The organism is Gilliamella sp. BG1, from assembly GCF_046635625.1.
Classification (GTDB): Bacteria; Pseudomonadota; Gammaproteobacteria; order Enterobacterales; family Orbaceae; genus Gilliamella; species Gilliamella bombi.
Map to the genome: position 1 here is coordinate 99,139 of NZ_JBIDFG010000002.1, position 15,034 is coordinate 114,172.

The window sequence follows — 15,034 nt, forward strand, 5'->3', positions numbered from 1 at the left end:
TATGTTAGAAAAGTTAGTTAATCGCGTTTTACTAGTCAATGATGATGGCTTTGATGCACCAGGTATTAAACTATTGCAAGAAGTGGCAAAAAAGATAGCTCACGAGGTTTGGGTAGTTGCACCAGCCATAGATCAAAGTGGAGTATCTTGTTCAGTGAGCTTAAAAACGCCATTTAGAGTTGTTCAACGTGGAAAACAAGAATTTGCCGTTTATGGCACTCCTGCCGATTGCTCACTATTTGCAATTAAATATTTGATGGCTAACAACCTACCCGATCTAGTACTATCTGGAATTAATAATGGCTCAAATGTAGGATTTGAAACAGTGTTATCTGGCACTGTTGGTGCGGCAATGATGGCTATGACTTTGGGCATTCCTGCAATTGCATTGAGTCAATTAACCAGTGAAGATAACCAGCCAACTGACTGGAGTTGTGCTAAACATCACGCTCAAACAGTTATTGCTAAATTACTTTCGTTACCATCTGCGCAAAATATTTGTTTTAACGTTAATTTTCCTGCATGTACAGCACAACAAATTAAAGGTTTGAAAATAACAAAACAAGGCGATAGCGATGTAAGTCGTTTTATGGTGATACCAACACAAGATCCCGAAGGCAACGATTACTTTTGGTTTAGAGCAAAACGCAATTTACAAATACTTGATGACAATAAAGAACTTGATGCCGCTAATGCCAACTTTATTGCCATTACGCCATTGGGTTATGAAAGGACCGATTATGCCTTTTATGAAAAACTGTTAAACACATCTAATCTTTAATTGTTTCAGTAATTTGTCTTCCTAACTATTAAGAAGACAAATTACACTTAATTATTTATTTACTATTGATTGTGTTATTAATTATCTAACTATTCATCTACTTTCAGCCCACGTTAGTTTTTACATCCTTCACCAACGTACAGAATAACAATGATATCGCAACCATTACTAACGCAATCCAATAGATAACCTCATGTCCATAGGCTTCTGATACAAATCCTTGCAACATTCCAGCTATAATTATGCTGAAAATAACACCATTATTAAATAAAGTAGAAGCCACTCCCATTCGGGTAGGCAATAAATCCTGAAAATAGATAATACCAATGTTAGCTACAATACCAATAAATAGAGCATTAAAGAGCTGTAATGCTAATAAGGCATATTTACCAGTACAAAAAATCATACCAAGATAAAAAATCAAACCGCAAACAATCGCAATAAAAAATAGATTTCGTTTACCTAAATGAGGTACTAAATATCCAGCGATGAGCATAACTGGAATTTCGATACCAGCAGCAAGCCCCATCAATACACCCGGCAATGAATCTGAAAGATGTAATACAACATCAACATAAATTGGCATATCAATAATATACATCATATTTGCTGTCCACATAAATACCGTAGATAGCAATAAACAAAGCACATTTGTATTCTTCCAAAGTGGTTGATTTGCCGCTTGTAACTCTGCTTCGTTATTAAATTGTGAGGTGGGATTTTTTTCAACCGAAGGTAAAAAAATAGCAACAAACAGCATCGCGACCATAAACATGCACATGCCCGTTAAATACATTGCCGTAAAACCAAAATTAATAGCTAAGCCAAAAGAAATTGGTGGGCCAAATACCCAAGCAAGCGAAAGTTGAGCTCGAATAAGTGAATTAAATGCCACAACATTACGCCCAGTTTTAACGGCATATTCGCGTGCTAAAGCAAAAATTTGTGGCATAGCAGCAGACGATAACGCAGCAAACAAAACACCCAGCGTGATTAATACCAAATAGTGACGTGTAAACGCAAAAGTAATGCTATTAGCAATGCCCATTAAACAGCAAAATATAACAATATAACGCCTATCGCCCTTTTTATCGGAATATTTAGCCAATAAAAAGCTACCCACAATACTGGCTAAAGCATTAACAGAAAAAAAAAGTCCAACTAGCCGTGAATTAACATTAACTTCAAAAGTTAGAAATCGACTTAAAGTAGGAGATTGTAAAGCACCAGCAATACCAACAATAAAAGTTGTGACTAGAAATGCGACAAAAATAGTGCTTTGCTTTTGGCGAAACGAAGATACATTAGCCATAATAATACACAATAGATGAATTTACGTTAATTATATACATAAAATCGGCATAAACGTAACAAAATTAAGGCTAAAATAAAGTTGATTAGTTTTTTGCTGATTTATTACGGATAAAATCAACATTTAACTACTTATTGGCGAACCATAAATTTGCAAGGCTCGCAAGCTTTGCCTGCTAAAAGCCCCAACTTGCGCGGGGGCTTTATTCTTATCTATATTGTTCTCTAGGCATCATAAGACCTTCTGCTCCCTAAGGATTAAGAACTAAACGCTAAGGAGTGGTGCAAACAGCAAAGCCGCTGTAGTAATCGCTGTAACTGCCGACGCCGCCGTAGTACGAGTAGACAGTGAACTGAACGCTATCTGTATCTGTAGCGTCACTTGTCCAGAAGGTGTCGAAGACAAAGTCCGCATCAGTGTAGTAGGACATAGCGCCCCACTCCGTGAAAAAGCCTGCTCCTATGTGACGCTGATAGCCAGTAAAACCTGAGGATGGATTAGCGCCATCTATGTCATTTACACATGGGTACCAACGATTATCTACACCACACTTCGCATTAGTTAAATCTCTTATCCGTGGTATTCGATAACCCAAACTATTACACCATGTGGTTTGATTAGAAAGGCTAGCCCCTTGACCTCCCCGATTGACGAACCACTGCCTCAATTCAAATCCATACCGAACCTCATTACCACTTCTATCCCTACCGATTAACTCAAATGTTTGTGGCAAAGATGGCAAGGTAATTTGACTAGGATTAGAATTGCTCCACTGGCTTCTTGCCTCTGGACCATTCAACGTTACCCGTGTTACATTCTTGGATTTATCTCTAATCCATTTATCTTCGTTTGTACCTTGGTTTGGTAATATCCAACTCACCGTTGCTCTTATACTACCACTTGTGATAACGGTCCAAGTAAACTGACTTGCATCTATCCCACCTATATCCAAATCAAAATACAATCCATCTGACCCCGTAGTTGGAAAATTTAAACTGTAAGATGATGGGGTTGTTGACTGAACTAAAAAACCCTTAACTGGATTCCATATGTTAGCTGGACCTGCATAGCGTGGGTCGTCCCAATCCAAGCTAGTTCCAGTTGTGCCACCATACAATAAATTCGGCCTGACCGAACAAATAACTGGCGGTAACGGCAAAGTGATATAATATTCCGCTGTCCCTCCGTAAAACCTACTACTATTCGGCACGCCATACTGCGTAGTTAAAGTTCCCCCTGAACTATCTAAGGTTACCTTATAAGGTGCATTACATATATCTAATGCATCGCCACGACTAACAGCATTTCCATCTTTATCAGTTATTGCTAACGATATACTTCCTAATGCGGTAACACCATTTGTACCCTGACCATCTCCATCATCATCTCCCCATTTACCTTGTGTCACTAAGTCATTTATATTTATTGAGACGCTTAATGGCGGGACTATCATTTCAATATCAGCCAAGGTATCCCCTACATTAGGTAACTTGATTGGCGCTGTTGGTGATGAAGAATTATTTTGCGATGTAAATGTTCGACCATCTGATAACTTAATACCTAATAAGTCCTCTGTTTTAGTCACTTTAGTAACACCACCATCAAAGGTTAAATAAGGCTCAGTACCGTGAATGCGCTCAGAAGTCGTGGCCGATAATGCCTGTGATTCTAATGAGTACGGCAATAATAACAACGGTGCTAATGCCAATGGGATTTTTGAAAATAATTTTGTGAATAATTTCGATAATAATCTGAGAGATAATTGCGATGATATAATGGAGTTTTGTGTAAAAACTCGTCGAATAGGATTATTTGATAAATTTAAGACATAGGTTTGCCAGTGCTTGTGCCTTGTGCCTTGTGCCTAAAATGGTACTGCATTTTGTTCCACCTGTCAAGTAATATTTTGTTTTATTTAGATTTTTTATAACTACTCGCTTATTTAATAAGCTTATCTTTCTAAAGCGATTAAAGTATAGCCGTTTAAGAAATAGTTGGCTAGTTTTTTGGCGGACTTTTTTGTAAAGAAATGTAAATTGTAAGAATTATTCATCATGAATGGGCATAAACTTTATGGTTAAATTAATCTAAATATTTTATAGCTAAAAAGTTTAATCGACTATTTAAACAAAATACTAAGTATTTTTATTTAAATAGTCATCGTTAAAGAAAGGGAAATTAAGGTGTAACGCAGGCTACTCTATAGTCTTGATCCGAATGATCTCTACCACCAACAATACCTGTATTTGTCTCTACAACGACATTGTTGTTGTACGCTTTTTGATCTGAATCTGATGTCCAATAATACCCTCTATAGTCTCCCCAAGCAGGATCGCCAACACGAAAATATTCCCAATCACTATCTTTATAATAAATCTGAGTCATACGTCCCCATTCGCTAAATAATCCTCCCATCCAATAACCATTCACTTTATAACTAATTTTTCGTAAATAGCTTCCGTCTGTTATACCATTTTGCCAATGGTTACGTCTTGAATTAGTAAAGTCAAGCACTTTGGTCATACGATATCCACCACCATTAAAGTTATTACAAAACGCTACGGCATTTTGATAACCGCCTGCACCGCCTTTTTTAGCTACATACCAACGCTCTAATCTAAAATTATACAATGGGTCATTGTTTTTATCGTGTAAATAAAATGTTGAAGGAATAAAAGAACCAGGATTACTCTCCTTAGGACCCGTTAAGTTAATTTTTACAAGCCCTGTAGGTAGCGTATTTTCAGCATTTAACGTTAATGTTACCCCTCCTGTCAAAATTGTTCGACCATTCGTATTAACGATATCTTGTGCTTTCATTCCTGCAACACTCAAGTAAAAAAATAAATTATGAGAGCCTGTGGTTGGAAAGTTTGCTCCAGGATTCGCTGGATTATAGGCATAAAATCCTCTATATTTATTCCAATCTCCATGCGGATCGTTAAGAGAAGAAACTGCACCATCGTAAGGTATATCATTTGAATGCCAATCATATTCTAAGTTAGGCATAGCATAACAAAATTGTGGTTTATCCATTTTGGGATAAAGATAATAGGTATGCCTATTTCCAGTAAATTTATCACTTTCAGAAGGAATACCATATTCTGTCTTAATGCTCACATCTTCCGCTTCTAACGTCAATTGATAAGGTGCATCACAGCCATTTAATGCTTTATCTGAGTTATCTTTCACATAATTAGTAATATCTTGACCATATAAATTCTGCCATTTAATTTTTAATTTACTTGAATTGACACGATGAAGTGTATCGCCATCATCATCCTTCCAATAACCATTGTCAGCAATCACTTTATCTGCCAATACTTCTGGATAATTCCCATGCGGTACTAATGTCTTGATATCCGCAAAAGTGGCTAAAAGTTTATCTAACACTAATGGATTTTCCATACTTGAGCTATCATTTGATACAGTAATAATTTTGTTTCCGGGCAATGTTACTGATAATAAGGGACTAACTGAATCGGCATGAGTCGCACCGCCATCAAAGGTTAAATAAGGCGCAGTACCCTGAATGCGCTCAGAAGTCGTGGCCGATAATGCCTGCGATTCTAATGAGTACGGCAATAATAACAACGGTGCTAATGCCAATGGGATTTTTGAAAATAATTTTGTGAATAATTTCGATAATAATTTGAGAGATAATTGCGATGATATAATGGAGTTTTGTGTAAAAACTCGTCGAATAGGGTTATTTGATAAATTTAAGACATAGGTTTGCCAGTGCTTGTGCCTTGTGCCTTGTGCCTAAAATGGTACTGCATTTTGTTCCACCTGTCAAGTAATATTTTGTTTTATTTCGATTTTTTATGATTGATCGCTTATTTAATAAGCTTGTCTTTCTAAAGCGATTAAAGTATAGCCGTTTAAGAAATAGTTGGCTAGTTTTTTGGCGGACTTTTTTGTAAAGAAATGTAAAGATGAAAACGATTCGGTTTTATAGATAGGTGAATTTTCTAATTAAAATATGGTGTTATCTTTAGGACTTTTTGACTTTTACGGAATGATTAATATTGCTGATAACATCTAAAACACAAACACGCCCAACAGCCCAGTTTGGCGTGCTAGCTTTACTTCATTATCGGCATATTTTGACGCTCTGATAAGGCAAGCTTATTAATATTGTGGTGCTATAAGCGTGTTTTTTGCTCTAAAATTGTTCAGGTAGACTATTGATTTTATTGAATTTTTTATTTTATATTTTTAAATGAAATCAACCGTTTATAGGCTAATTTTTTATTACGTTGAATTTGGCTTTTTAATAAAAGCGCTTTTATATTTAATAACAAAAGCGCAAGGTTTGTAGGGGGGGGCCTGCTCAGCGCCCCAACTGCGAGAGGTATTGTCCTTTGTTATATTATTCTCTATTTGCACCATAGCCTAAGAATTAAGGACTAAACCTAAGGTGTAACGCAAAAAGCGTAATATCTGCGGCTAAGATCAGTTTTGTAGACGATGCCGTAAGGCAAGTAGACAGTGATGCCATAATTATCTGTCCAGTAGTTATCGTTGGCTACATTCGCATGAATTTCACCGTGCGCATAAGCGTTAATTGGGATAGGTCCCCACTCCGTAAAGAAACCTGCGCCTATTCGCCGTTGATAACCATTAAAACCCGACGATGGAGTGGCGCCATCTTCGCCAAATCTATTGCATGGAAACAACGTCTTCTTCGCACACTTCGCATTAGTTAAATCCCTTACCTTTGGTATGCGATAACCCATACGACGACACCATTCAGCTTGATTAGATGCAGTATCACGCACATCTCCTCGATTGACGAACCACTGCCTCAACACAAATCCATATTTTACTACCTCAACGCCATTTCTATTTCTACCCACTAACTCAAATGTTTGCGGTAACCTTGGCCTATACACTAGAGGGTTCCGAGCGCCCCATTGACCTCTTGCATTTGGACCATTTAGAACAACCCGAGCTACAACTTTATTCCAATCCTCTCTAGGAAGAAAAACAGCATCAATACCAAGAATCTTATTCTTATGCATCGGCACCCAAGAACCAGCTTCAACATTTACCACTGTAGCAGTGATTCCCTCATGCGTGACGGGTGCCCATGTCAATTCTCTTACATCTATTCCTCTTATGAGTAAATCAAAATATAACTTATCTGCACCTGTAGTCGGGAAATTTAGGCTATATGATGATTTAACTAAAAAGCCCTTATAAGGATTCCATATGTCAGCTGGACCTGCATAACGTGCATAATTGCTGTCATACCAACTTAGACTCGGCCTTGCATATTCAATAACTGCCGGCGGCGGCGGTGGTGGTGGCGGCGGCGGTGGTGGTGGTGGCGGCGGTGGTGGCGGCGGTGGTGGCGGCGGTGGTGGTGGTGGTGGCGGCGGTGGTGGAGGTAGTTCTGGAAGTGGTGTTGAAGGTAAAATTATTGCATCACTACGATTACCCGCTCGATCCATTTTACCATTCAATGCCTGTAAATCCCATGAAGATGATAATAATAACACCGTCAACGCTAACGAAATTTTTCGGGATAATTTTGATAATAATTTGAGGGATAACTTCGAGGATATAAACGAGTGAAGCGTTAAAACGCGTCTATTTAATAAATTTAAGACATAGGTTTGCCAGCGCTGGTGTCTGGTGTCTAAAATGATAATGCATTATGGTTTACCTGTCAAGTAATGATTTGTTTTATTTATATTTTTATAATTATTCGCTTATTTAATAAGCTTGTTTTCCTGTAGCAATAAAAGTATAACCATTTTAAAAATTGTTGGCTAGTCTTTTGACGGATTTTTTGTACAGCTTTGTTAAGAATACAGTTACTTAAACTTTGAATAAAAGTTTAAGTAGTTAGAAATTTTATTTTTTCTTAAAAAAATACAATCAATAATGTAACCAAGTTTTATAAGTGATTTTTCAATAGTAAACATAAAACTCATTTAAAATAATTAATGAGTTTTATATTTATTAAGATAATCCACTAAAAGATTGATTATAATAATTAGCTATTTTGAGGCATTGAGACTAACTTTTTTAGGATAAAATTCAGAATGACGCCATAAAGTGGCAAAAAGAATAATCCGCAAATTAGAATTTTAAAACTATAGTCCATTAACGAAATTTCGATCCAATGATTTGCCATAAATTCATCGTTACTTTGATAAAATGCGATAGCAAAAAAGACAATAGTATCAATACCATTACCAAATATTGCCGATGCTGTTGGGGCAACCCACCATGATCTGTTTTTTCTTAAATAGTTAAAAACAGTAATATCCATTAGTTGACCAACTAAATAAGCGGCAAAACTTGCCAATGCAATTCTAAATACGAAGCTATTAAATTCCGTCAATGCTGATAATCCAACCCAATGGGTTTCAAAAAATAGTACCGAAATCAGGTATGAAAATAACAATGCAGGAATCATTACAACAAAAATGATTTTTCTGGCTAAACTAGCACCATAAATTCGAATAGTCAGATCGGTAGTTAAAAAAATAAACGGAAAAGTGAATGCCCCCCATGTGGTGTGAAAACCAAAAATATCAAACGGGATTTGGACTAAATAATTACTTGAAGCAATAACTAAAATATGAAAAAAGGCCAACCAGTAAAGGGCTTTTTGCTGTTGTTTACGGGTAAAGTTTGTTTCTATCGATTCTGAATGAGTGTTCAAATACATCTTTTTTCCTTTTTAATGGGGTGAGAGAACCCAGTTGTTGGTTAATCTATTTACTTTGAGCCATATATTCTTTTAAGCCCTTATCACGCAGCAAGCAACTAGGACACTTACCACATCCCCCTTCAACACCGTAATAACAGGTATGGGTATGTTTTTGAACATAATCAAGATAACCTAGTTTATCAGCCATTTCCCACGTTTGCGCTTTGGTTAAATACATCAGTGGCGTGATGAGATTAAACGCATAGTCCATGGCTAAATTCATTGATACATTCATTGATTTAATAAAGACATCACGGCAATCTGGATAACCACTAAAATCGGTTTCACAAACTCCAATAATAATGTCAGAAATTCCTTGTTGCTTAGCATGACAGCCAGCCAAAAGTAAAAAAAGCATATTACGCCCATCAACGAAGGTATTGGGGTAATCGCCATCTTGAGCGGCTTTAATTTCTTGAGCGTCATCAATCAACGCATTATTTGTAGTTTGTTTGATAACTGATGTATCAATGACAGTTTGCTCAATACCAAGATCATCTGCGATCCATTTGGCTTTTTCAAGCTCTATTGCGTGGCGTTGACCATAGCGAAAACTGATTGCCTGAACGTTTTCACGTCCATAATCAGCAATGGCTTGCAGTAAGCAAGTGGTTGAGTCTTGCCCACCAGAAAATATAACTAGTGCTTTACGAGTTTGCATTAACTGTTCCTGTTTGGATAGATTAGATTAGCGATTATCCACTTTTTCTGGATACATGTCGTGATTGGCTAATCGATTAGCCGCAACTTGTTCCCAATGAGTATCCGATTTGCCATAATTGGCATAAGGATCAATCGAAATGCCACCTCGCGGAGTGAATTTTCCCCAGACTTCGATATATTTAGGATCCATTAATTTAATCAGATCTTTCATAATGATATTAATGCAATCTTCATGGTAATCGCCATGATTACGAAAGCTGAACAGATAAAGTTTTAACGATTTACTTTCGACCATTTTAATATTGGGCACGTACGAAATATAAATTGTCGCAAAATCAGGTTGCCCTGTGATAGGACAAAGACTAGTAAATTCTGGGCAATTAAATTTAACAAAATAATCGTTATTCGGATGTTTATTATCGAACGTTTCGAGTATTTCAGGACAATAGGTTGTTGGATAGCGAACAGACTGATCGCCTAGTAGTGTAATTTTACTCATTATTTTTCCTTAGTTTTTTAGCGTGGGAGGTTCACGAACCACGTAATAAGGCGCACACCATACTCTTTTTGCTTAAAAAAGTCTAGTATAGCAAGATGGTTATACAAAATATAAAACTAACACCATCAACAATAGCCATCGATGGTGTTAATGATAAAAATGTTGTTAGAAAGTAAGAAAACTGGAAAATAGTCTAATTATTATAGCTTACTTTGATCCCAATTCTTTATAAAAATCAGATAATTTAGTTTTAGCTTCATCAAGTTCCATTTTGGCATCAGATAATTTTGTTTGTTGTTTGATAATTTTCTGTTTATTACCTTTTGCTCTTGCTTGTTCTAATTCTTTAGTCCTTTCAGCCACTTTATTTGATTTTTCATTAATCTTTTTTTTGTATTTGGCTTCTAAATCATCATTTGAACAATGCTCATTTACTTCGCGTAATGCTTTCTCAAGCCCTTGGATTTGATGAGAATTATTATTTTTTTTAGCATAATCAATCTGTTTTTCAATGGACTGTTTTTTGCTTTCACACGTTAGTCCTTCTGATTGGCCATTTGAGGCATAAGCACCAAATGAAAATGAAATAGCCAAAGTAATAATACTTAATTTACAGACTAACCAACTTACTGATTTCATATAAATTTTCCTTAAGTTTATTTTCTTAATTGGACACAATCAACTTTATGATCTCTACCTTTAGTTAGAATAAGATTCGCTCGTTCTTTTGTTGGTAAAATATTTTCAACTAAATTTAATTCATTAATTTCTCGCCAAATTCGGTTAGCAATATTTGTAGCTTCATGTTCTGGAAGTTTTGAGTAATGATTAAAATAAGAGTTAGGATCGCTAAATGCACCCTCCCTAAATTTTAAAAACCGATTTACATACCAATCATGTAATAATGACATATCAGCATCAACATAAATTGAAAAATCGACATAATCCGAAACAAAAACTCGGTTATTCGCTTGTGGATAATTCAGTGTACTTTGCAGTACATTCAAACCTTCAAGAATCAAAATGTCAGGACTATCAATAACGATTTCTTCATCTTCGACAATATCATAAACTAAATGAGAATAAACGGGTGCTTTAACTTGTGCCTGTCCTGATTTTATATCAGCAACAAAATTAAGCAATTTTTTTATATCGTAAGACTGAGGAAACCCTTTTTTATTCATTATTCCATGTTCTTCAAGATATCTATTTGGATATAAAAAACCATCAGTTGTTACCAAAGCTACCTTGCGATGTTCAGGCCAACGGGTTAATAATGCTTGTAGTACTCTAGCGGTAGTACTTTTACCTACAGCAACACTGCCTGCAATGCCAATAATGTAAGGTGTTTTTTGACTTTTACCTAAGAATTTAGATAAAACAGCTTGCCGATTAAAATTATTGCTGATGTAATAATTAAGTAATCTAGATAAAGGTAAATAAATTTCACTCACTTCATCCATGGATAAATCTTCATTAATACCTTGTAACGAAACTAATTCTTCTGCTGTTAAAGTCATTGGTACCGTATTACGTAAGCTAGCCCATTCTTGACGATTGAATTTCAGATAAGGGCTTAAGTGATTTTTCATTTTATTGTTCTCTAATTCGGTCTAACAAATTTATTCGGCTCAGATTATACATAAATTTATTTTTTTACAATCTTAAATTAGCATGACGTCTTCATCATAGCTATATTTTGGACTTACTGATAAAATACGTTTGTAAAATGATTAACCCTAATATTAGACAGAGATTTTATGTTAAAAAATAAATCAAAACAGAAAGCTAAAAAAAGCCGTCAAGAGATTAATGAAGAATCTCGGGAACTGAAGCGTAAACGCAAACACAAAGGTTTACCAAGTGGCTCTCGCTTTAATAAGCTAGATAATAATAAAAATAAAAATTCGACAAAAACAACCAAAGATCCAAGAGTGGGTAGCAAAAAACCTATTTCTTTAATTGTTGAAGATTCTAACAATATAGAAAAACCTGTTAAACAATCTAAACCAATTAAAACGATTTTATCGCCACAACAAGAATTAGAACAGTTAGAGAACGATCCGAAATTAGATATGTTACTTGATCTAGTCGAGCAAAATGTCAAACTCACTAAAGATCAACAAATTTATCTTGATAGAAAATTGAATCGTATCGATGAACTGATGCAAGAGCTTGGTTATACTGATGACGACTTTGATGATTTTGATGAATTAGACGAAAAGAAAGAAGATATTGTTAGTTTATTAAAACGAAACTAATAATAGGAAAATATAATTAGCAATCGTGATAGTATGTGTCTTGATATGAGTAGGAATATCATCCAAAAATAATATTCCTACTGATAATTTAAACTTAGAATCCATTACTTTTATTCAGTCAATTAATAATTAAAAGTGAGCAATTCATAGTGCCAATATTAATTATGTTAAGTTTATATTTTGGGTTATTGATTTGCACATTGTTATATTTAAATAAAACTAATCGAATCAAAATTAAAACCAAAATCAAGAACCAACAAAAAGCAATAGTAAAAACTCATAAAAATAACAACACTAAAGATAGACATAAGCGGAAGTAAAAAGCATGACTGATACGCAATTATGGGATCAAGCGTTAATTGAAAAATATAATTATTCTGGCCCAAGATATACCTCTTACCCTACTGCACTTGAATTTAACGAAAAATTTAATGAGCAAGAATTTTTATCGGCGGCAACTCGTTATCCCACAAAACCGTTATCGCTTTATGTGCATATTCCGTTTTGTCATAAGCTTTGTTATTTCTGTGGTTGTAATAAGCTTATTACTCGCCAAACACAAAAAGTTACCAAATACCTTGACATTTTAGATATTGAAATTGCCGAACGCGCAAAATTATTTAAACATCGCACGGTAACACAAATGCACTGGGGTGGTGGTACACCAACTTTTTTAAACGATGCTGAAATTACTCGATTGATTACCTCGTTAAAAAAGCATTTTAATTTTGTTGCTAATGCCGAACTATCCATCGAAATTGATCCGCGTGAAATAACACCACAAACAATTGACCATTTAGCAAGTGTTGGTTTTAATAGGCTAAGTATGGGAATTCAAGATTTTAATCACGAAATCCAAAGCCTAATTAATCGTGAACAAGATGAAACATTAATACGGTCTCTTATTAATCAAGCACGTAAAAATAATTTTCACTCAATTAGTTTAGATTTAATTTATGGCCTACCAAAACAAACCATTGAAAGTTTTGCCGAAACGCTCAATAAAGTGATTGATATTTCTCCCGATCGTTTAAGTGTATTTAATTATGCCCACTTACCAAGCCGTTTTGCTGCCCAACGAAAAATTAAAGATGATGATTTGCCTAATGCCAATCAAAAATTGCAGATCCTACAAACTAGCATTAAAAAGTTAACCGAAGCTGGTTATCACTTTATCGGTATGGATCATTTTGCTAAGCCCTCTGATGAATTAGCTATTGCTCAACAAGAAAATAAATTGCATCGTAATTTTCAGGGGTATACAACTCAAGGCGATGCTGATTTACTTGGACTTGGTGTGTCGGCCATTAGTATGTTAGGTGATAGTTATGCGCAAAATCAGAAAGATCTAAAAATCTATCAAACTCAGGTTGAGCAAAAAGGACATGGATTATGGAAAGGATTCACCTTAAATCCTGACGATAAGATTCGTCGTGATGTGATAAAACAGCTTATCTGCCATTTTCATTTAGATAAAAATGTTATTGAACAACAATACCAAATTCAATTTGATGATTATTTTGCTGAAGATTTAAAATTACTGGCGCCATTGCAAAAAGATGGATTAGTGACAATCAATAACAATATAATCGAAGTCCAACCTAAAGGACATTTATTGATACGCAATATTTGTATGTGCTTTGATATTTATATGCGAAAAATGGCAAGGCAGCAGCAGTTTTCTAGGGTTATTTAATTTGAAGTCGTTTGTCAAATTGCTGTAAACAATATGAGTAATTCCTACAAAGTAAATATTATGTTAATATTTAGTCTAATTTAATAAAAAATAACAAATAAATTATTTGTTTTATTGTGATTAAAGGTTAGCTTTTAAATTCACAATTTTAGCCTTTAGACATGAAATTTTTATTTTTAATAAGGAGTATATTGATAAAATGGCATTGATGAATAAATTAGTAGAAGTATTTCCAACTCGCCCTTTAAAAGTCATGAATTTAAAGCAAGAAGGCTCAATGCATCAAATAAGAAGATTACTTGCAGCAATAATTTTCTTTGCGTTAGCTTTATTTATGGCCATAAGAAATTATCCTGGATTAATTGATGATTATAAAATATCACAGAATTCTGTTGTGGTTGACTATGATGTAGAAGGAACATGTCGTGCAAGACGTATGGTTGATAACTGTTCAGTGAAAATTACTACTGATACAGGACAAGTTATTAAGCGTGATTATACTTTCATTGGGGGGAAAAAAGGAAATTATCAAGTTGTAACTGTCGCTTCGGCCGATGATTTATCACTAGTAACAATCAATTTAGCTATTGATAATATGCGGACTGTATTTGTGGCTACTACTGGTCTTATTCTTTTGTTGTTGTTGGTTACATGGATGAGTTTAGGATGTTTCTTAAGAACACATAAAATGATAAAAGTTATCAAGGAAATTAACGGGCAAAAATTAACACCTGTTATTGTACCAGTTAAACTAGTCTCTTATGGTAAAATAATAACTGCCTTATATCGTGCAAGCAATGCACAAGGAATAAATGCTAAATATGCAGCCAATTTTAATAAAGACTCAAACGGTGGACCAATCATTATAGGTGATAAGATTAGAAATAAATGTAATGTGTTGGCCGTAGTTGGAGAAAGCAACTCTGTTCCTATTCTTCTTGACCAAGAATTTATGCGCTGTGATTTTACCTATAATGAAATGCAGGCATTAAAAGAAGCTCTCTCTTAATCCAGATATGATATCAAGAATAGTGAAATCAGTTTGTTTTTAAATATTTAAATTTTATACCTAGGGCGATAACGTCGCCCTAT

Annotated in this window: 13 protein-coding genes and 1 riboswitch; of the genes, 4 read left to right on the forward strand and 9 right to left on the reverse strand. The window is 34.9% G+C overall.

Translation table 11 applies throughout. The features are described 5' to 3' along the window. The first annotated feature begins 1 nt into the window (after position 1). Positions 2-781: a 5'/3'-nucleotidase SurE gene (gene surE / locus ACGH80_RS01245; RefSeq protein WP_075524084.1), complete on the forward strand. Its 780-nt coding sequence runs from the start codon at positions 2-4 to the stop codon at positions 779-781. A gap of 103 nt (positions 782-884) precedes the next feature. Here surE and ACGH80_RS01250 read toward each other — a convergent pair whose 3' ends face one another. From ACGH80_RS01250 to coaA, 9 genes are all read right to left on the reverse strand, one after another. Further along, positions 885-2,093 carry an MFS transporter gene (locus tag ACGH80_RS01250; RefSeq protein WP_411578940.1) on the reverse strand — a complete coding sequence of 403 codons (1,209 nt, stop codon included), beginning with the start codon at positions 2,091-2,093 and terminating at the stop codon, positions 885-887. Between the two features lie 271 nt (positions 2,094-2,364). Further along, complete coding sequence (locus ACGH80_RS01255) at positions 2,365-3,801, reverse strand: hypothetical protein (protein ID WP_411630426.1); 1,437 nt, start codon at positions 3,799-3,801, stop codon at positions 2,365-2,367. 470 nt (positions 3,802-4,271) lie between these two features. After that, positions 4,272-5,702: a hypothetical protein gene (locus tag ACGH80_RS01260; RefSeq protein WP_411630427.1), complete on the reverse strand. Its 1,431-nt coding sequence runs from the start codon at positions 5,700-5,702 to the stop codon at positions 4,272-4,274. Between the two features lie 809 nt (positions 5,703-6,511). Then, positions 6,512-7,600 carry a hypothetical protein gene (locus ACGH80_RS01265; protein ID WP_411630428.1) on the reverse strand — a complete coding sequence of 363 codons (1,089 nt, stop codon included), beginning with the start codon at positions 7,598-7,600 and terminating at the stop codon, positions 6,512-6,514. Between the two features lie 500 nt (positions 7,601-8,100). Further along, entirely contained in the window at positions 8,101-8,781 is a 681-nt protein-coding gene (locus ACGH80_RS01270) for a 7-cyano-7-deazaguanine/7-aminomethyl-7-deazaguanine transporter (RefSeq protein ID WP_296302816.1), read from the reverse strand. A 46-nt stretch (positions 8,782-8,827) separates the two neighbouring features. Further along, positions 8,828-9,484 carry a 7-cyano-7-deazaguanine synthase QueC gene (gene queC, locus ACGH80_RS01275; RefSeq protein ID WP_411630429.1) on the reverse strand — a complete coding sequence of 219 codons (657 nt, stop codon included), beginning with the start codon at positions 9,482-9,484 and terminating at the stop codon, positions 8,828-8,830. 27 nt (positions 9,485-9,511) lie between these two features. Next, positions 9,512-9,985 (reverse strand): preQ(1) synthase, encoded by a 474-nt coding sequence (gene queF / locus ACGH80_RS01280; RefSeq protein WP_065561507.1) that lies wholly within the window; start codon positions 9,983-9,985, stop codon positions 9,512-9,514. Positions 9,986-9,988: 3 nt separating this feature from the next. Beyond that, positions 9,989-10,033, reverse strand: a riboswitch (PreQ1 riboswitch). A gap of 159 nt (positions 10,034-10,192) precedes the next feature. Then, positions 10,193-10,624: a DUF1090 domain-containing protein gene (locus ACGH80_RS01285; protein WP_411630430.1), complete on the reverse strand. Its 432-nt coding sequence runs from the start codon at positions 10,622-10,624 to the stop codon at positions 10,193-10,195. 17 nt (positions 10,625-10,641) lie between these two features. Next, positions 10,642-11,577 carry a type I pantothenate kinase gene (gene coaA, locus ACGH80_RS01290; protein WP_411630431.1) on the reverse strand — a complete coding sequence of 312 codons (936 nt, stop codon included), beginning with the start codon at positions 11,575-11,577 and terminating at the stop codon, positions 10,642-10,644. A 168-nt stretch (positions 11,578-11,745) separates the two neighbouring features. On the opposite strand from coaA, the gene yihI reads away from it, so the two are divergent. The 3 genes from yihI to ACGH80_RS01305 all read left to right on the forward strand — a co-directional run bounded on the left by yihI (position 11,746) and on the right by ACGH80_RS01305 (position 14,951). Next, entirely contained in the window at positions 11,746-12,246 is a 501-nt protein-coding gene (gene yihI, locus ACGH80_RS01295; RefSeq protein WP_296301112.1) for a Der GTPase-activating protein YihI, read from the forward strand. A gap of 325 nt (positions 12,247-12,571) precedes the next feature. Continuing rightward, positions 12,572-13,942, forward strand: coding sequence for an oxygen-independent coproporphyrinogen III oxidase (hemN, locus tag ACGH80_RS01300; RefSeq protein ID WP_296301111.1), 1,371 nt, complete (start codon positions 12,572-12,574; stop codon positions 13,940-13,942). A 199-nt stretch (positions 13,943-14,141) separates the two neighbouring features. Further along, positions 14,142-14,951 carry a hypothetical protein gene (locus ACGH80_RS01305; protein WP_411630432.1) on the forward strand — a complete coding sequence of 270 codons (810 nt, stop codon included), beginning with the start codon at positions 14,142-14,144 and terminating at the stop codon, positions 14,949-14,951. The last annotated feature ends 83 nt before the right edge of the window (positions 14,952-15,034 follow it).

Coding starts and splice junctions, on each gene's coding strand:
- surE (WP_075524084.1), top strand. CDS start 2: ATGTTAGAAAAGTTAGTTAATCGCGTTTTACTAGTCAATGATGATGGC.
- ACGH80_RS01250 (WP_411578940.1), bottom strand. CDS start 2,093: ATGGCTAATGTATCTTCGTTTCGCCAAAAGCAAAGCACTATTTTTGTC.
- ACGH80_RS01270 (WP_296302816.1), bottom strand. CDS start 8,781: ATGTATTTGAACACTCATTCAGAATCGATAGAAACAAACTTTACCCGT.
- queC (WP_411630429.1), bottom strand. CDS start 9,484: ATGCAAACTCGTAAAGCACTAGTTATATTTTCTGGTGGGCAAGACTCA.
- queF (WP_065561507.1), bottom strand. CDS start 9,985: ATGAGTAAAATTACACTACTAGGCGATCAGTCTGTTCGCTATCCAACA.
- ACGH80_RS01285 (WP_411630430.1), bottom strand. CDS start 10,624: ATGAAATCAGTAAGTTGGTTAGTCTGTAAATTAAGTATTATTACTTTG.
- coaA (WP_411630431.1), bottom strand. CDS start 11,577: ATGAAAAATCACTTAAGCCCTTATCTGAAATTCAATCGTCAAGAATGG.
- yihI (WP_296301112.1), top strand. CDS start 11,746: ATGTTAAAAAATAAATCAAAACAGAAAGCTAAAAAAAGCCGTCAAGAG.
- hemN (WP_296301111.1), top strand. CDS start 12,572: ATGACTGATACGCAATTATGGGATCAAGCGTTAATTGAAAAATATAAT.
- ACGH80_RS01305 (WP_411630432.1), top strand. CDS start 14,142: ATGGCATTGATGAATAAATTAGTAGAAGTATTTCCAACTCGCCCTTTA.